Source organism: Micromonospora sp. CV4 (assembly GCF_003667455.1).
In the GTDB taxonomy this organism is placed as follows: domain Bacteria; phylum Actinomycetota; class Actinomycetes; order Mycobacteriales; family Micromonosporaceae; genus Micromonospora.
Genome location: NZ_RCVI01000284.1, coordinates 1 through 17,058, shown reverse-complemented (window position 1 = coordinate 17,058; position 17,058 = coordinate 1). Strand labels below are relative to the sequence as shown.

Below are 17,058 nucleotides of genomic sequence, written 5' to 3'. Positions count from 1 at the left end.
CTCACACAGTGCGGTGAGCGAGGGACCTACTTGGCCGCCGAACCAGCCTTCGGCTTCAGCGAGATCGCACGGAACGCGACGCCGTTGCGCCCGTTGGTCGCCCACGGAATGGCCTCCAACTGCTCGACCGCGACGAGCTGTCCCACCGTCACGCCCGGCTTCTCACCCGCCGTGGTGATGGTGATGATCTCGCCGCCAGTCTCGTCGAGCACGAAGACCTGGGTCGACCACATGAGCCGGCCAGTGTTCTTCTCCGACCGCTGATTGCCGTTCTGGTCGTTCTTCGGCTCCGGGTCCTTCGTCACCTGGACCTGCTTGCTCTGGGTGTCCACGTACAGCTTCATGTCTGCTCCTTTGGCAGAGGGCTTGGGTGCCCCGGGTGTCTCTCACCCGTGCATCAAGAAAAACGCATGCCGGACTGACCGGGTAGGTGGCGAGGCAGGACGCGCACGGCGAGGGATGGCTGGTAGTGACTAGGGGTGACGCACCCCTTGCATTCGATGCGATAAATAGGGCATGGTGGGTCGGGCGAATTGTGTCTGCGTATTGATCGGGGATGGTTCATGACGCCGCTACGGCAAGCGCGACAAGACAAGGGTTGGTCGAAAGCGCGGCTGGCCTACGAACTGGAGCGGCTGGCGCAGGGGCGGCATGCACTGGCGACACGGGCCAGCCTGCTACGCATGATCTCGGCGTGGGAGAGCGGCGAACGAGACGCGTCTGACCCGTACCGCTCGCTGTTGTGCGAGGCATACGCGCAGGACGCTGCCGAGCTAGGGCTCAGCGGCGGGACGGACCGAGTCCGCTCTGACATCGGCCTCACCTACAGCGCCTCGCTAAGTCAGGCCGCGTCAACCCTCGACGATTTGACGCGGTTCGACGACATGAAACACACTGCCGTGACCCTTGGCAAATACGTGCCGGACGCGCTGAACGCAGCATGCCTCGACTGGCTCTTTGGTGCTTCTGTGGCGGACCTCCCGACGCGCGGCGGTTCAGTCTCTCCACAGGATGTAGACGAAGTTCGAGCGATGACTAGCACGTTTGACGGGCTTGACCGGAAATTTGGCGGCGAGCATTGCCGAATGATGGCAGTGCGATATCTGCGAGACCGCGTCATTCCGAAGGTTCATGCGGCGAAGCCGTCAGCTATTGAGCGGGAACTGTTCAGCGGGACCGCAGTGCTTTGTGAGTTGATTGGATGGATGGCCTACGACACGTCACGGCACTCTTTGGCGCAGCGGTATTTCATTCAGGCGCTACGTTTTGCGGAGGCTGCTGGCGACCAGGCCTATGCTGCCTACGTACTGACCAGCATGGCTGACCAGGCCCTGTACCTTCGCCGACCCGACCAGGCACTCCGACTTGCCCAGGTAGCTCGGGACACGAGCACTCGGGCGGGTACGCCGGTCGCGGTTACCGAAGCATGCATCTTCGAAGCACGAGCCTTTGCCGCCCAAGGCGACGAAGCAGGCTGCACCGCGGCGCTGCTTCGCGCAGAGCAGAGCTTCCACCGGGTCGTCCCTGAAGAAGGCCCGGAGTGGAGCAGGCACTGGGGCGATGTGCTGTTCGCCAGCCATGCGGGCACGTGCTGGGTCGAGCTCGGCAAGGCTAAGGAAGCGCGGCCCATGCTGCAACTGGTCTGGGACAACACGAGGGACCAAGCCCGACGCCGCGTTTACGGTGCCGTCCAGCTGGCTCGCGTGGCACTCCTGGACGGGGACATCGAGCAGTCAACAGCCTTCGCCACGACGGCAGTTGAATCGGCCACCGGACTGACGTCTCATCGATCCCGAGAGCATCTGACACAGCTTCGGAAGCAGCTCGCACCGCACGAGCGACAAGCCGTTGTCAGGGACTTTCAGCGGCGCGCCGATCTGCTCCTGGCCAGCTGAGGTGCATGAGGTGACCCTGCTCGGAGTTCAGTACGGTAAGGCCGTGACGTTGGCCGAGGATCTCCTTGCTGAGGGCGAGCCGGAACGCGAGTTCAACCCAGGCATTGCCGGGCGGCTGCCCCGCAAGCGGGTCGCTGGCGGCGCCCTGATCCGTGATCCCGCTGGCAGGGTGCTGTTCGTCGTGCCGGGTTACAAGCCATTCCTCGACATCCCGGGAGGCGTGGCCGACGCCGGTGAATCACCGCTGGCCGCGTGTCGCCGGGAAATCCGCGAGGAGATCGGTCTCGACCTGCCTGTCAGCCGGCTACTGGTCGTCGACTGGATTCCGGCTCACGGCGTCTGGCCCGACGGCATCATGTTCATCTTTGACGGCGGGCAGCTCGACCAGGACCAGGCAACTGCCCTCAAGCCGACCGACGACGAACTCAAAGGTCTCCGGTTCCTGGCCTACGACGACGCGGTGCCGCTTCTCCGGCCGTCCATGGCACGCAGGGTGCGAGTCGCACTCGACGCACTCGACGATGCCCATCCGCACTACGCCGAGTTCGGCCGGACCCAGTAGCCAAGGGGGCGGCCGGCCGCCGGCGAAGTGGTTCAAAGTTTCTGTACGTCTTCAAGGCGGCCCGAGACGGGCCGCAAGCGCCGCCGCCTGGGCGCGCGTCCGTCGCTCCGCTGGCGCTCCGACTCCGGCCACGCAGAACGCCCGGCGGCTGGCGCGGAGAGCGGGAAGCCCGGGGCCGCCGCAGACGGTAGCGGCGAGAGTGGTTGAGGTTCGTGGGCCGGCAGCCGGCCGGGCCGCGCCCGATCGGCGCGGCGCAGGGAAGGGCACGCGCGGCGGGTCGCGCGGCGGATCGGTCGCGGTTACCGCGCCTCCGGCGGGGGCGCAACGACTCCGAGATGGCCGGGGGTCCGTCGGCGGGTCGCTGTCCGTGGGTGGTTGCGCAGGGCCATCCCGCCAGCGGACGACCCGGGCGAGCCGAGCAGACCACCACCCGGCCCGCCAGCGTCCGTAGGTGCGTCAAGGCCGTCTTGACGTGGCGGACCGGGCGGCGGCCCACTCCCCAGAGGGCGGGTCGGCGGCAGACGGGATGGGTAGCAGGTCGCAGTAGGTTCCGTCTATTGACGCTACACTCTGCGCCCATGAAACTGCGAAAGGTTGTCACGCTGCCCCTCGTTGCCCTGGCTCTTGGCGTGGCAGGCTGCTCCGCCGCCTCGTACGAGGAACGCATGAAGTACCTGGACGAGGTTTCCCAGAAGGGGATCGACTACCGGTCGAAGCTTCAAGAGCAGAAGACCGAGCCATCAAAGGATGCCTGCACGATCGGCTTCGATCTCCTTCAAGCCAAGCCTCCGACGGACCGGGACGGAGGGATCGTCACAGACACTTGGCGTGACCAGGTTAAGGAGTCGTACGTCAAGAGCTGCATGACCGGCGAGCTTCGTCCGAAGCCGGACCCCTCGGGCATCGACGCCGTCACTCCCGTACCGGTTTCGGCTCCGCCCCCCTCTTCGCTGCCATCGGCAGGGTGACTAACCGGGTGACGACCGGGACGGACGGCGGCGGACTGTAGGGAACAACGGCGGACCAGTACGCCAGCTCAGGCGTCGTGTTGTTGCAGGTAACACCGGCATGATCGTTCCTTCGGGACGAAGGGGTCAGGCTCCGCCGGCGAGACGGCGGCCGACGGAGCTTGACATCCCATAGGAGGATCGGGATGGCGGGGCGGCGTCAGTTGTTGCTTGGCGTCCGAGGCTCAGGAATCGCTTGCATGGCCACAGGTCGGAACCACTCACGGCTAACCGCTGACGTGATCAGCCTCGCGAGGTCGTCCATGAACTGTTCACACTTCCTCCTGTGACGATCGAAAAGCCGAACATCGATCCGTGAGCGTCGGCTCCCGTGTGCAATGTCATTCCGCGTCCGTCTAACGAACTCGAGGGAATGGAAGTAGCTCCGACTCACCTCGGACTCGGGGATACCGAGCCGGTACAGGGTTCGGCGTAGCACGTCCGTCCCGAAGTTCATCTCCATGGAGGCGGCCGCTTGGGGATCAATGGTAACGGGGGTTTCGTTCAGCGCCCTTATCTTCTGAATGAAGTCAACTTGCCTAACCGCCCGTCGTGTCAGAATACCCTCCTCGGCCGACCGTTCGTCTGATTGCCCAGTCGCCCCAGTTCTCAACGCTTCAAACTCGGATATGCAGGCCGATGCAAAAAGATGGGGCTTAAGTTCGCTTGCTTTTAAGCCCTTGGCATTGATTGCATCTATATACAAGCCAAACGCTTGCCTCGCGAACCCTTCGAGATGCGCGTACTGCATAACCAAGATGGCCCGCAGAGCAGAAACCGGCCATGATTCTGGATCGGATCCGGCCAGGAGTTCGTTGCGTAGGTGCCGGAGCTCGTCAAGACGCCAAGATAGGTCCTCTTCTAGCTCAAGTCTCAGGTCAGAGAGTTTCAACTGACTGCCGCCTTGAAGGCCTTCGCAAAGTAGTTGATTCTCGCGTTCAGTTCATTGCGGGAGTTTTTTCCTCCACCGCAATGCTTGAGGAACTCTCGGTCGAACTTCCCCTTCATCACGGCTGTGCCGAGACGGTCGATCTGGCCAGCATTCTCCAGGTCAATACGATCAAGAACCGGCTGAAGGCCGAGCACAAGTCCTTCGTAGTGATAGACGGAGAACTGGCTCTTAGGCTCCGGGTAGCGCGGGTCAACGGTGCCAAAAATCTTCGAGTTGATTCCGAGGTGAGCAGAGATCATGCGAAGGGCTCGGAAAGTCCTCTCGAAAATGCTGCGCTCGGCATCGTAATCGAATGCGGTGTCACTCGTGGGGTCCGAAACGGCTTCCATGTAGTCAGTCAAGAAGTTGGCGACGTCGTGCCTGTACCGGTTCCCGTCATTCTTGTACGAGAAGAACCTCAGTACTAACTCCTGGTCGAACTTCTGCAGCTTCTGGTTATCAGAAATAGTGTCAACGCAATAGGCGAAGTTCTCGTCTTTGCTCAGCGCAGAGAGAAAGCTGTTGAACTCGTTGGAGAGGAGGCGGATGGTGGCATTACGCACCTCCTGTGCTTCAAGGATTTCCCCGCCCGTGTTCAGTCTCTTGAACATGTAATAGCGGAGACGCCGGTCACTTTCCTTCCGGAGAATTTCAGCACGGATGTAGCTTCGCTTCAGCTTGATTTCAAGGGCTCTAGGAAGGTCGGCGTAGGTCAGGCCGTTCAATTCCTTGACGATGTCGCAGTCGGCGAGAACGAGGGGGTCCTGGAGCTCGCCGGCAACCTTGAGCTGCCCACGGAAATGCAGATAAGACGAAATTCGCTGGAGGCCGTCGATGAGCTCGTAAACACGATCCTCCCGCTCGATAAGGAAGATCGGTGGCACGGGGAGTTCCAGTAGCAACGACTCAATGAACCGTGCTTGGGAACCCTCAGGCCAGCGAAACATGCGCTGAAACTCAGGATCGATAATTAGTTCATCGGCCTGGTACATATCTGCAAGCTCGTTGAACGAGAAATCAATGCTTTGCGTTCGTACAGAGTTGACCTTTGCGTCTACTGACGTAATAAGCTCGTCTGGGTCCACAAGCACGGCCTGGGTGGTTTTACGCCTAGCCATAGTCAGCCCTTCTTGAGGATAACTACCGTCTCGTCAACTCTGCCTTTTGCGTATTTCCGTGCTGCCGTGTTTACCGCGGTGAGTAGATGTCTAACTTCCTTCGGGTCGGCAGACTCCAGCTTCCACCCTCGCGACTCCGCTTCTTCGATGCAGATATCGGCGAGGCGAATGTGGATGTCCTTGTAGTATGAGTCTTGTACGACGAGGGTCAAAGTAGCGCTACTCTTCGCCACCCGTGAAATTTCATCGAAGCTTGAGGCCAAATCGTCTAGGTACTGCCGAACCTGCTTCAGGTAGTAGCCAGCCGAGGCCTTGCTCTTGTGTTGGGAGACTTGGTTGACGAGATTGAGCGCCAGCGAGCCGTAGTCAGAATCGACGGAGGTGCGGGTGGGCCTAATTAGAGTTGTTCCCATTAAGCCTGATCGCAGTGTTCGGTCCTTGGCGATATCAACGCCCAAAATTGCCAGTTCCCGAGCGTAAGCTACTGCATAATCGATGCGGGTGAGATACGGAGGTGACGTAAGGATTACGTCGATCGAATCGTCGGCTATGGGTAGCCGATTAGCCGAAGCGGTGATTAGGGAGCTCCATGACCTTTCGTCCCCATCAGGTGCCAGGCGTCCAAGCACATGTTTCTGATCAGCAACCAAAAGGGCGTCCAGTTGCCCGTCCTCGATGTGAACGGCGTCATCGACCGATTCCGCTCGCTTGACCCAGGTCGGATTACTGCCTTCGAAGCTGGTGGTCAAGCTGCGGATGACCCGGAACAAGGAGACATAGCCCAGTGTAAAAACCGGCTTCGAGCAGCCGCGTAAGCCGCTCGTCCAATCACGCACACGCCGGGTAGTGGATGGGCTTAGCCAAGCGAGGAGGGGGTCTTCGCTCGGGAGGGGTGCTCCTGGACGGTTCGCCGGGGGGTCGAAGGCCGTAGAGGAGGCAGCAACCTGGCTTCGGAGGCTGGACACCAGGCTCGCCACAGGGTTTAGGTCGACGCCAACTGATCTGTTGCCGTTCGAAGCTGCCGCTAACGTGGTCGTGCCGCTGCCGTTCCAAGGATCGAGGACGATTGCGGATTCGTCGGGCGCCGTCGACAGCAGCTGGTCCCGCGCCCAGTCGAAGGAGAAGCCGGCATAGTAAGGGAAGACGTCGGCCAGTCCGGCGGTCTCTTCCCTCGGCCGCTTCGGCGACCGCTTCGGGCCACTGATCGAGCTAACGTGCAGAGTGGGCAGCGGCGGTGAGTGGAAAGGTTGACCGGCCCTGCTACCCGTCACCCCGGTCTCCCCGCCCATGCTCTGGCCAACCCCTGAGTACGCACCACCCTAGTGCAAAGGTCAACCACCAGCACCAGAGCGAGAGGGCCCCTGCCTGTGGGTGCCGCAAGTCGAAGAGACTAGCAGCCGCCCGAGTGCCAGCCACCTTTGGTGTGACCTTGGACGCGAACCCAGACGGGGCGGATTACGGCTAGGCCCAGGCGGCAAGCTCGGGCCGCATCGTCAGGCGGGGTCAGCACTGAGTCAGCAAGCGGGCCGCTACGCGACGATGACGGGTGGAAGAATCGGCAAGGTCGCGATGCGTGGGCGCATAGGACGACACTTGCTGACTCTGGCCGACTACCGCGACCAGGCTCCCCCCGGCGGGGTCAGCCTGTGTCGCCTGCGGGATGGCTGTCGACAGCAACGCTGACAGCAACCGCGCCGTACGACAGCATGCTGACAAGCGCAGGCATGGACGAAGCTCCGAGCGTGCAGCCGTTCCCGGACGCGCGCGGACGCGACGCACAGAGCTTGTAAGCGAGGCGTCAGGCAGCGAGGCAGCGAGAAGCCCTCCCTGGCGGTGCGCAGTCTACGCGGCACCGACGGGTACACCGTTGGCACACATAGTCAGGTAGCTTGCTCGTCATGCCGGAGGCCCGTCCACCCGCGTTGGCTCGCGCTGGCCGGTTGGATCGGCGGCGTGATCTTGCCGGGTGGCTGCTGACGCCGCTGACCACGCTCGTCGTCGCTCCGGTGGTCGCTGCCGCTTTGGGGATTGTCGTGCTGGTCGGGGGTGCCTTCGACCGGACACCGGCGCTCTGCGAGTCGGCCCTCGGTGACAACCGCTGCGAGGAAGTCACCCTCGGCATGTTGGGTGAGCATGCGGTCATCTCCGCCGCGGTGTGGCTGTTGCTCTGGCTGGTGCCGTGGTGGCGCGGCCTACGCAAACTGCGGATCCTGCTGGCCATCATCGTCTGCGCCGTGCTGGTGGCCGCGCCGATCCGAATGGCCAGTTGACTGCCAGGAACAGGTCGGGGCTGTCTCCGGACACGTACGGGCGCGATGCGCAGAGCTTGTAGAGCGAGACATCCGGCGGCGAGGCAGCAAGAAGGCAGCACGAGCATCGGGGCGGGTTGGTCCCTAACCGTGACCGATGATGCTCGCCATCTGCTCGCCGACGCCGACTGCCACCGGCTGGCAGCAACCGACAGCTTGAGACCGCATCCCCCCGACGGGGGTCGTCCCTTTCTGGTGGGAGCGCGCCACCGCAGCTCACAGGTCTTCGTCCGACGACCACGTCAGTCCTGGGCACTCACCCCAGCTGCCGGCCCGGGTGCTGCGCCGCGCAGCCCTGCCGCGCAGCCCGGCCCCGGCGGCGGTGGAGACGATGGCCCGGTGGCGGGGTGGGACGGCGGGCAGCAGCCGGCCGAGGAAGTCCTCCCGGCTGTCGGCGAATGTCGGGTCGGTATGGGGTGTGGGTGAGTAGTCATCTGGCACCTGCGGTCGGCTGCCACATGATGCGCTCGTAGCAGACGAGGGCGGCGAGGAGAGCGGTGATCACACCGAAGGCGCCGAGGGCGGGCAGGCTCCGGGCGACGGGAAGCAGTGCGAGCATGATGCCGGCCGCGACGATTTGGGCGCGTGGGCTGTGTCCGACGGTGAAACGGAGGAACAGGCCCCGGCCGATGAGGTAGACGACCGGGCCGCCGAACAGGGCTGCTACGGGGGTCCAATCCAGCGGCGCCCCGGCAGGATGCTGCGACGGGTGGGCCAGGTGCTCGAGGACGAGTTCAATGCCCAGGGCCAGGTAGATGATCCCGGCGATGAGCGGGAAGTGGGCCAGGCTGTAGGCGCTGATGGCAGGCCGGACGCGGTCGTGTTCGGGAAGGCGCGCCAGGGCCTGTCCGGCCGGTGCGGCGGCGTTCTCGAAGTACAGCCACCACAGGGTCGTGGCAATGGCCACGGCGAGCAGTGCGGCGATCAGGACCGGCCAGTGGGTGACCGCCGATCCGGCGCCAGCGCCCACCGCGATCAGCGACTCGCCCAGGGCGATAATCAGTAACAGGCCATGCCGGTCGCACAGGTGGCTAGCACTGCGCAACTGAAATCGGTCTCTGCTGAACGCCGAGGCGCACGCGGTACCGAGGCAGTCGATGAGGAACGCTGCAGCCCACAACAGTGTTTGTGTGGCGCCGCCGAGCAGCGCCCCGAGCAGCAGCGGAATCCAGCCCCCCGCGATCGGGATGGCATAGCGGAAGCCGGGCGCCGGGATTCGCGGGTTAACGACGGCCACGTGCCAATTGAGTAGGTAAAACGCGGCCCGGATCACGATGTACGCCACCGCCACCGTCAGCGCTTCGGACACCGTCCACCTGTCGTGCCCCCACGCGTACGGGATGACCAAGCCGGCCACGAACATTGCGGCCATCACCACTACCAGCCCGGCGCGGACCAGGCCCACGTCGGCGCGGACCTGGTTGGCCAGCCAGGCGAAGGTAGTGAAGGGCCACCACAGCAGCATCAGGAACACCAGGCCCTGCACCAGGACGAGCGGCGTCGGCGACCCTGCCATGAACGTGGCCACGCGGATGAAGGCGAACGCGAACACCAGGTCGAAGAAGACCTCAAACGGGGTGGTGCGCTGGGCCTCGCCAATCGGCACCGGTCGCCGAATCCCCAAGATACGCCCCATAGACGTATCTTCCTACTCATCCGGCAAATACGGACCAGGACGCCTAACATGGTGCCAGTCCACCAATGGTCCACAGCCGAGACGTCCCCAACGGTTCGGGCGGTCTCCGTCGTCGACGCACCGCCTGGAGCGGTTATGGACTCGATGGCCCTCAGCGTGCTCATCGGTGCGCAACAGGAAGCGGCAAGCGCTGGCGGATCTTTGATCGTGCGCAATCCGGGCGGTTCAGTAAATTGAGCGCCTGGTTCCATGGCCGGAAATCCAACAAGGGTTTGCCGCCAAAGTTGCTCGGCAGATCTGCTCTACTTGCGCCCGACAGGGCCATATAGACCACCGAGGCCTCACGCAGCAGAGCCGTACAAGCTTGTGTTTGCTCCTCTAAACGCCACTGATGACGGTAGGACTGCTTCGAAATGATGCCACCGACCACGGCGCCAAGTAGGGTCGCCGCGAGGGTAGAGCAGGCGGCTAGCAGTAGTTCCCAAGGAAAGCCGCCGCCGTTTGACGTCATGCCGGCTCTGCTCCAATCGCCTAACGCCTGCTGTCAGCACGTCCCATGGCGCAGATCATGACGACGCGGTGCCGCATAGATGTCGACAACTGGACGGCTTTGTCGCCGACCTCCGCGACTAGGTGTCGCCGGAAGCGATTGCGGCGATCCGGCTGACCTCGGATGGGACGTCAGCGGACCCAGCAGCCCGGAATTTGAAAGGAAGAGGCGCCGGCAGCCCGAGGCAGCGCGGAGGCAGCGCAAGCCTCAACGCGCGTTGGTCCGGAACGTCAACCGACGAGGCCTCGCCCCTGCTGGTCGACGAGTTCCGCCACGGGCTGACACGAGCCGATACCTTGAGACCGCATCCTCCCGACGGGGGTCGTCCCGTTCCCGTGGGAGCGTGGTCAGAGGCGCGGTAACGCAGCAACCCGAGGTCACCGAGGACCTCTCGGACACAGGTGGGAAGAAGATGCCCGCTCCGATCGAGCATGTCGACCAGATGCAGGACCACTGGTGGTGGCGGCCCGGCTGGCAGGTGGGCCGTCACTTCTACGCCTGCCATTTCGCCGTCGGGGACCATGCCGAGCTGGCGGAGCTGGTGCGGAGCTACCAGGAGGCGCTACGAACGTTTCCCGGCCTCGACCTCATCCCCTCCACCTGGCTTCACCTGACGATGCAGGGGATCGGCTTCCTCGACGACCTGACCGACGAACAGGTCACACGGCTGAGCCATGAAATCCGAGAGCGGCTCGCCGGGCTCTCCGCGCCGGTCGTCACGTTCCACCGGCCCGTCGTTCGTGCGGAGGCTGTCTACCTTCGGGCCGATCCACCGGCCCCCATCGCGGCGGTGCGTGAGGCGGTGCGGGAGGTGCTCGGTCAGGTTCTCGGCGAGGACAACGCGGAGTTGACGCCGCGCCAGAGTTTTCGACCCCATGTGAGCGTCGCTTACTCGAACGCGGCCCAGCCAGCCGAACCCATCGCAGCGGCGTTGGAGCAGGTTGCGGCTGAGCCTGTCGTGGTGCGCCTCGACCACGTGGGTATCCTTGAATTTCACCGTGATCACCGGATGTACGAGTGGACCCGGTCGGAGCGGGTGCGCATCGGGCGCTGAGCAACGACGGATGTTCAACGCCGGCCCGGCAGGGCTGACGGCCCTCGCGCCGGCGGCATCGAGGCTGGTTCCCAGCAGCCGATGGTCACGACGGGCGTACGCCCAAATTCCGTTGAACAGCGAGGCTGCCACTCCGAGCGCGAGGCCGTAGAAGACGACAGCGGGCTGTTGCCCATGCCCGCCGCCACCGCCCAAGCCTGAGTCACAGGACCCGGTTGAACGCGCAGCTGGGCGGGCGTGTCACCCAACACCCCCGGGCGCACTCCGTGGAGGCGGAGCGTCGGCCGGAGAGGCCACGCACGTAGCAGATCAACTGGCGCGTCGGGCGTTGTCCACAGCCCGCGGAGTTATCCACAGGCAGCGTGACCGGGGCGGTTTGCGGGGCGGATCCCGAGCAGGGTCGGCGACACACCCGAGCCCGACCGCTGGAGGCCGCGATGCCGCCCCGTACCTCCGTTCCGCCGATCCGTCGACTACCGCTGATCGTCACGGGGGACGGTGACCTGCTCGACGACCTGCTCCGGCTCGCCGCCGCCGGCGGCACCGAGGTGGAGCTCGCCGCCGACCCGGCCGCCGCCCGCACCCGTTGGCTACCCGCACCGCTGGTGCTGCTCGGCGCCGACCAGGCGCAGCCGTGCCTGCGAGCCCGGCTGCCGCAGCGACCCGGGCTGGTGCTGGTCGGCCGGACCGGCCAGCTCGACCCCGGCTGGCAGATCGCCGAGCTGGTCGGCGCCGAGCATGTCGCCACGCTGCCCGCCGCGGAGCCGTGGCTGGTGGATCGGTTCGCCGAGCAGGGCCCGGAGCGGCCGGACGGCTCCGGCGCCCGGATCGTCGCGCTGCTCGGTGGGCGGGGCGGCGCCGGGGCGAGTGTGCTCGCCGGCGGGCTCGCCGTCACCGCCGCCCGGGCGCGGCTGCGTACCCTGCTCGTCGACGCCGACCCGCTCGGCGGCGGCCTCGACCTCGTGCTCGGCTGGGAGCAGCTGGACGGGCTGCGCTGGCCGTCGCTCACCGGTGCGGACGGGCGCGTCGACGCCCCGGCGCTGGTCCGGGCCCTGCCCAGCCGGGGCGACCTGGTGGTGCTCTCCTGGGATCGCGGCGACCTGCTGGCCCTGCCCGCAGCGGCGATGGCGGCCACCGTCGACGCTGCCCGGCGCGGCCGGGACTTCGTCGTCGTCGACCTCCCTCGGCAACTGGACGACGCGGCCGTGATCGCGTTGCAGGCGGCCGATCAGGCGTTCGTCGTCGTCCCGGCGGAGCTGCGCGCCACGGCGGCCGCCGCGCGGGTGGTGGCTGCCGCCGTTCCGCACTGTGCCGCGCTCTCGGTGGTGGTGCGCGGTCCCGCACCGGGCCACCTGCGGGCGACGGAGGTGGCGCGGGCACTCGGCCTTCCCCTCGCCGGCACGCTGCGTCCTGAGCCGGGGCTCTGCCGGGGCCTGGAAAGGGGCGAGGCGCCGGCCGCCGCCGGCAAGGGACCGCTCGCCACGCTCTGCCAGCGGATCGTCGCCGACCTGACCGGCGTGCCCGCGACGGGTGCGGCATGACCGGCCGGCCGGAGGACCGCACTCTCGCTGCCCGGGTGCGGCAACGGATCGCCGCCGACACCACTCCGGTCACCCCGGCGGCCATCGTCTCCGCGGTGCGGGCCGAGCCCACCACCGCGGTGCTCGGTGATACCGCAGTGCTGCGGATCGCCGACCGGGTCCATGACGACCTTGTCGGCGCCGGGCCACTGGCGTCGCTGCTGGCCGACTCGGACGTGACCGATGTGCTGGTCAACGGCACCCGGGTCTGGGTCGACCGCGGGACGGGATTGCACCAGGTCGCGGTGCCGGTGGGCTCGGTGGAGGATGTCCGCCGGTTGGCGCAGCGACTGATCTCCAGCGCTGGACGGCGGCTCGACGACGGCTCCCCGTACGCGGACGCGCGGCTCTCGGACGGCACTCGACTGCACGCCGTTCTGCCCCCGGTGGCGACCGAGGGCCCCTACCTGTCCCTGCGGACCTTCCGGCACCGCCCGTTCACCCTTGACGAGCTGGTGCGCCAGGGCACCGTGCCGCGACCGGTGGCGCCACTGCTCGCGGCCGTTGTGGCGGCCCGGCTGGCGTACCTGGTCACCGGCGGCACCGGATCGGGCAAGACGACGCTGCTCAACACGTTGCTCGGGTTGGTCCCGGCCACCGAACGGATCGTGCTGGTGGAGGACGCCTCCGAGTTGCGTCCGGGGCATCCGCACGTGGTGGGGCTCCAGGCGCGTACCGCCAACGTCGAGGGAACGGGAGTGGTCAGCCTCGGCGATCTGGTCCGGCAGGCGCTGCGGATGCGCCCGGACCGGCTGGTGGTCGGGGAGTGCCGGGGCGGTGAGGTGGTCGACCTGCTGGCCGCGCTGAACACGGGCCATGACGGGGGCGCCGGCACCCTGCACGCCAACACGCCATCGGACGTACCGGCCCGGTTGGAGGCGCTCGGCATGCTGGGTGGGCTGCCCCGCGCCGCGCTGCACGCCCAGGTGGTGGCGGCGTTGCAGGTGCTGCTTCAGGTACGACGTGGTGACCGAGGACGGGTCCTGGAGTCGATCTGCCTGCTGCTCCCGGAGGGGCCCGACCGGGTGGTCTCCGTGGTGCCCGCCTGGGTCCGCGGTCGAGGGCTCGGGCTCGCCGCCCGTGCGCTGGCCGCGCTGTTGCGGGACCGCGGCGTGGCGGCGCCGCCGATCCTCAGCGAGCCGTGGCCCGGATCGGCGGGCCCGGCATGACCAGCGGGACGGTGCTGGTGGCGGCGCTGCTGCTGGCGGCCGCGGCCCTGGTGGCCTGGCCGGTGCAGAGCATCCGGGCCCGCCGCCGGCGGGTGCTGACGCCGACGGTTCGTGACAACACGCATCCTGATCCGGACGACGCGTTGGTGGACTGGATCCGCGACCTCGGTCGTGGGCTGGACGTTCCGGCCGACGGGTTCGGCGTTCTTCCCTCGTCGGGCCACCAGCCGCCCGCGGCCCCGAGCTTCGGCAGCGGGCGGACGCTGGTCGGCTGGTCCACCCGGGACGCCAACGCCGGTCAGCCCTGGCCCAGAGGGGTGGGCGGGTCGGTGGGGCCCACGCGACCCGCGGGTCCGGCACGTCCGCCGACTCGGCGTGACCCCCGCGGTCCGGCCGGCACCGCCCGGGCGGTGGCCATCGCGCCGGACGCCGAACGGCGCGCCGCCACGTCCACCTCCGCGCCACCGCTCGAAGAGGGCGTGGTGGGTCGGGTTGACGCGCCCACCGTGGCGACCGTCAAAGGTCGCGGGGCCGTTGACCCGATGGCCCCGACCGTTGACGGGTCCGGCGGGAAGCGGGCCCCGGGCATGTCGATGCGTTTCCCGCGATCGCCTGCACGAATGCTGCTGCTGGTCGGCCTGATAGGGGCCGGTGTCGGTGCCGCGTCCGCCGGTCCGGTCGCCGCCGTCGCGGTGGGCGGCTACGGCGCGCTGGCGATGCGTGCGCTGCTGCGCCGGCGGGCGAACCGGCATGGCGAGCGGATCCGGCGGCGCGGGTTGGACCAGCTCTGCGGTCTCGCGGCGGATCTCAGGGCGGGCCTGCCCGTTCCGCCGGCCATCGAGATCGCCACCGGAACGGAAGGGCCGGACCGACTCGCCCAGCTGACGTCGGCGGCCGTGCGGCTGGCGGACCGTACCGGTGCGCCGTTGGCGGAACTCGTCGAGCGGATCGAGGCGGACGCGCGGGCGACCGACCGAGGGCTGTCCGCCGCCGCGGCACAGGCGGCCGGAGCGCGGGCCACCGCGTGGTTGCTCGCGGCCCTGCCGATCGGCGGGATCGGGCTCGGTTACGGGATCGGTGTGGATCCCGTGGCGGTGCTCCTGCACAGCACGGTCGGCGGGGTCTGCGCCGTTCTCGCGGTCGTCCTGCAGGTCGTCGGTCTCCTCTGGGCCGAGCGGCTGGGTGCGACGCCGGGGCGGGCCGGCTGATGTCCCGGGCGGTGGCGGACGCCCGGTGGAGGGCGCGGACCGGCTCCACGGTCAGTCCGGGAGCGGGCGCAGCGAAAGGCCGGCGACGGCCGGACGCGATCCGGCTCGCCGCAGGTCTGGGCGGGCTCGCCGTGGCCGTCGTCGTCGGAGGCTGGTTCGGGCTGCTTGGTGCGGTCCCGACCGCGTTCCTGCTGGACCTGCTGCTGCGACGGATCGAGGCGCCGGCCCTGCGCAAGCGACGACTTCGAGAGGCCGCCGACCTGCCCCTCGCCGCCGACCTGCTGGCCGCGGCGATGCGGGCCGGCGCCCCGGTGGACCGCTCGGTGCTGGCCGTCGCCGAGGCGTTGGACGGCCCGCTCGCCAGCCGGCTGGCCCGGGTCGGCCGCACGCTGCTGCTCGGCGGTGGCCCGGCGGAGGCCTGGTCCGCGCTGCACGGGGTGCCGGGCGCCGAGCGACTGACCGCGGCCGCGTTCCGCTCGGCCAACAGTGGGGCCGCCCTGGCCGGTGCGCTGACCCGGCTCGCTGACGACCTGCGCGCCGACCGGGCCACCGCAGCCGAGGCGTCGGCCCGCCGGGCCGGCGTGCTCATCGTCCTGCCGTTGGGGCTCTGCTTCCTCCCGGCGTTCATTCTCGCCGGCCTGGTGCCGGTGATCGTCGCCGTCCTCGGCGACGTGCTCTGACCCATCGAGAAAGGAAAGGCCATGCGCAAACTCACCGCCCGCCTGCGCGGCGACGACGGGATGAACACCGCGGAGTACGCCGTCGGCACCCTCGCCGCGGTCGCCTTCGCCGGGATCCTGTTGAAGGTGTTGACCTCCGGCAACGTCCAGTCGGCGCTGACCGCCGTCATCGACCGGGCGCTCAAGTGATCGGGCGCCGGCAGACCGGCCGCGATCGGGGTTCCTTCACCGCCGAACTGGCGGCCGGCCTGCCGGCGCTGCTTCTGCTCCTGCTCACCGGCCTGACCGCCGTCAACGCGGTCACCACCCGGGCGAGCTGTCTGCACGCGGCCCGGGAGGCGGCGCTGGCTGTCGCCCGGGGCGCGGACGGCAGCGCCGACGGCCCGCGCTCGGCACCGCCGGGGGCCGAGGTGACGGTGTCGATCGACGGCGACCGGGCGCAGGCGACGGTGCGGGCACCCGTACGCGCGTTGGGCCGCCGCCTCCCCCGGATCACGGTGGTCGCCACCGCCATCGCGGCCGTGGAACCTGGGACCACGGACGTGAGCCGATGAACCTGAGCCCAGGCATGCCGGAGCAGCAGAGCAGGACCGGCCAGGCACAGCTCCGCCACGAGCAACCGGAGACCGGGCGGCCGAAGACTGAGTGGCCGAAGACCGAGTGGCCGAAGACCGAGTGGCCGCACGGGGAGAAGCCGGACGCCGCGCGGACGGATCCTGAACGAGGTGGGGCGACCGTGCTCCTGCTCGCGATGGGTCTGGTCTTCGTACTGGCGGGGACGTTCGGCGCGGCCGTCGCCGCAGCAGGAATGGCGGCGCAACGGGCGGCGGTGGCGGCCGATTTGGGTGCGCTGGCCGGGGCGGCCAGAGCGATCGACGGCGACGCGGCGGCGTGCACGTTCGCCGCGGACATCGCCGGTCGCAACGGTGGCCGGTTGGTCGACTGCCGTACCGACGGGCTGGATGTGCTGGTGACCGTCGAGGTGGCGGTCACACCACTGCCCGGCCTGACCCGAGTCGTGGCGTCGACGGCCCGGGCGGGGCCGGTACGCGGATGAAAGGTGCTCGCGCCCGTCAACCGACCAGGGCCTGGCTCGCCCCCGCACTGGATCGGGCTCCGCAGGTGCGGTCCGACAAGACACTGTGGAGCTGAATCGCTGACGACATCAGCCGCGATCCGTCTACGACATCAACGCCAAAGCGACCGCCGAACACTGGCAGCCGGCCGCAGAACCGCCAGCCGGCAAGGCTGCCCGCTGCCCGCTGCCCGCTGCCCGCTGCCCGCTGCCCGCTGCCCGCTGCCCGCAGCCGGCGGCCCGCAGCCGGCCACTGGCAGCCGGCTGCGGGCAGCGGGCAGCGG

The 17,058-nt window shown here is 67.8% G+C and carries 19 protein-coding genes; 12 read left to right on the top strand and 7 right to left on the bottom strand.

Annotated elements, in window-relative coordinates; translation table 11 throughout:
• Positions 1-26 precede the first annotated feature (26 nt).
• Complete coding sequence (locus EAD98_RS18625) at positions 27-344, bottom strand: hypothetical protein (protein WP_091077203.1); 318 nt, start codon at positions 342-344, stop codon at positions 27-29.
• A 219-nt stretch (positions 345-563) separates the two neighbouring features.
• On the opposite strand from EAD98_RS18625, the gene EAD98_RS18620 reads away from it, so the two are divergent.
• From EAD98_RS18620 to EAD98_RS18610, 3 genes are all read left to right on the top strand, one after another.
• Entirely contained in the window at positions 564-1,895 is a 1,332-nt protein-coding gene (locus EAD98_RS18620) for a hypothetical protein (RefSeq protein WP_147457438.1), read from the top strand.
• Between the two features lie 10 nt (positions 1,896-1,905).
• The gene (locus tag EAD98_RS18615; protein ID WP_233583879.1) at positions 1,906-2,457 is read left to right on the top strand and encodes an NUDIX hydrolase; all 552 of its coding nucleotides are present in this window, start codon (positions 1,906-1,908) and stop codon (positions 2,455-2,457) included.
• A 578-nt stretch (positions 2,458-3,035) separates the two neighbouring features.
• Positions 3,036-3,425: a hypothetical protein gene (locus tag EAD98_RS18610; protein WP_121655333.1), complete on the top strand. Its 390-nt coding sequence runs from the start codon at positions 3,036-3,038 to the stop codon at positions 3,423-3,425.
• A gap of 199 nt (positions 3,426-3,624) precedes the next feature.
• On the opposite strand, the gene EAD98_RS30730 is transcribed toward EAD98_RS18610, so the two are convergent.
• The 3 genes from EAD98_RS30730 to EAD98_RS30985 are packed head-to-tail and all read right to left on the bottom strand — an operon-like array spanning position 3,625 to position 6,349.
• Complete coding sequence (locus tag EAD98_RS30730; protein WP_147457437.1) at positions 3,625-4,356, bottom strand: MAE_28990/MAE_18760 family HEPN-like nuclease; 732 nt, start codon at positions 4,354-4,356, stop codon at positions 3,625-3,627.
• The gene (locus EAD98_RS18605) at positions 4,353-5,513 is read right to left on the bottom strand and encodes a DUF262 domain-containing protein (protein WP_121655332.1); all 1,161 of its coding nucleotides are present in this window, start codon (positions 5,511-5,513) and stop codon (positions 4,353-4,355) included. Before EAD98_RS18605 ends, EAD98_RS30730 begins: the two co-directional genes overlap by 4 nt.
• Positions 5,514-5,515: 2 nt before the next feature.
• Positions 5,516-6,349 carry a hypothetical protein gene (locus EAD98_RS30985; RefSeq protein ID WP_158609824.1) on the bottom strand — a complete coding sequence of 278 codons (834 nt, stop codon included), beginning with the start codon at positions 6,347-6,349 and terminating at the stop codon, positions 5,516-5,518.
• A gap of 1,062 nt (positions 6,350-7,411) precedes the next feature.
• Between EAD98_RS30985 and EAD98_RS30725 the strand changes: the two genes are divergently transcribed.
• Positions 7,412-7,783, top strand: a complete 372-nt coding sequence (locus tag EAD98_RS30725; protein WP_147457436.1) for a hypothetical protein — start codon at positions 7,412-7,414, stop codon at positions 7,781-7,783.
• Positions 7,784-8,038: 255 nt separating this feature from the next.
• Here the strand turns inward: EAD98_RS30725 and EAD98_RS18590 are convergent, their stop codons facing one another.
• The 3 genes from EAD98_RS18590 to EAD98_RS30720 form a co-directional block, all read right to left on the bottom strand.
• The gene (locus tag EAD98_RS18590; protein ID WP_121655329.1) at positions 8,039-8,263 is read right to left on the bottom strand and encodes a hypothetical protein; all 225 of its coding nucleotides are present in this window, start codon (positions 8,261-8,263) and stop codon (positions 8,039-8,041) included.
• Complete coding sequence (locus EAD98_RS18585) at positions 8,253-9,428, bottom strand: low temperature requirement protein A (RefSeq protein ID WP_158609823.1); 1,176 nt, start codon at positions 9,426-9,428, stop codon at positions 8,253-8,255. The genes EAD98_RS18590 and EAD98_RS18585 overlap by 11 nt, the downstream gene beginning before the upstream one ends.
• A 190-nt stretch (positions 9,429-9,618) precedes the next feature.
• On the bottom strand, positions 9,619-9,969 hold the full coding sequence (locus tag EAD98_RS30720) for a hypothetical protein (RefSeq protein ID WP_147457435.1): 351 nt from the start codon (positions 9,967-9,969) through the stop codon (positions 9,619-9,621).
• 451 nt (positions 9,970-10,420) lie between these two features.
• Between EAD98_RS30720 and EAD98_RS30980 the strand changes: the two genes are divergently transcribed.
• The 8 genes from EAD98_RS30980 (at position 10,421) to EAD98_RS31790 (ending at position 16,756) form a co-directional block, all read left to right on the top strand.
• Entirely contained in the window at positions 10,421-11,062 is a 642-nt protein-coding gene (locus EAD98_RS30980; RefSeq protein WP_158609822.1) for a 2'-5' RNA ligase family protein, read from the top strand.
• A 437-nt stretch (positions 11,063-11,499) separates the two neighbouring features.
• The gene (gene ssd, locus EAD98_RS18575) at positions 11,500-12,603 is read left to right on the top strand and encodes a septum site-determining protein Ssd (RefSeq protein ID WP_121655326.1); all 1,104 of its coding nucleotides are present in this window, start codon (positions 11,500-11,502) and stop codon (positions 12,601-12,603) included.
• Positions 12,600-13,811 (top strand): TadA family conjugal transfer-associated ATPase, encoded by a 1,212-nt coding sequence (locus tag EAD98_RS18570; RefSeq protein WP_121655325.1) that lies wholly within the window; start codon positions 12,600-12,602, stop codon positions 13,809-13,811. Before ssd ends, EAD98_RS18570 begins: the two co-directional genes overlap by 4 nt.
• The gene (locus EAD98_RS31895) at positions 13,808-15,019 is read left to right on the top strand and encodes a hypothetical protein (RefSeq protein WP_368666162.1); all 1,212 of its coding nucleotides are present in this window, start codon (positions 13,808-13,810) and stop codon (positions 15,017-15,019) included. Before EAD98_RS18570 ends, EAD98_RS31895 begins: the two co-directional genes overlap by 4 nt.
• The gene (locus EAD98_RS18560; protein WP_121655324.1) at positions 15,019-15,699 is read left to right on the top strand and encodes a type II secretion system F family protein; all 681 of its coding nucleotides are present in this window, start codon (positions 15,019-15,021) and stop codon (positions 15,697-15,699) included. The genes EAD98_RS31895 and EAD98_RS18560 overlap by 1 nt, the downstream gene beginning before the upstream one ends.
• Before the next feature lie 21 nt (positions 15,700-15,720).
• The gene (locus EAD98_RS18555; protein WP_121655323.1) at positions 15,721-15,888 is read left to right on the top strand and encodes a DUF4244 domain-containing protein; all 168 of its coding nucleotides are present in this window, start codon (positions 15,721-15,723) and stop codon (positions 15,886-15,888) included.
• Positions 15,885-16,253, top strand: coding sequence for a TadE family type IV pilus minor pilin (locus EAD98_RS18550; protein WP_121655322.1), 369 nt, complete (start codon positions 15,885-15,887; stop codon positions 16,251-16,253). Before EAD98_RS18555 ends, EAD98_RS18550 begins: the two co-directional genes overlap by 4 nt.
• Positions 16,250-16,756 (top strand): Rv3654c family TadE-like protein, encoded by a 507-nt coding sequence (locus EAD98_RS31790; RefSeq protein WP_255421231.1) that lies wholly within the window; start codon positions 16,250-16,252, stop codon positions 16,754-16,756. The genes EAD98_RS18550 and EAD98_RS31790 overlap by 4 nt, the downstream gene beginning before the upstream one ends.
• Positions 16,757-17,058: the final 302 nt, after the last annotated feature.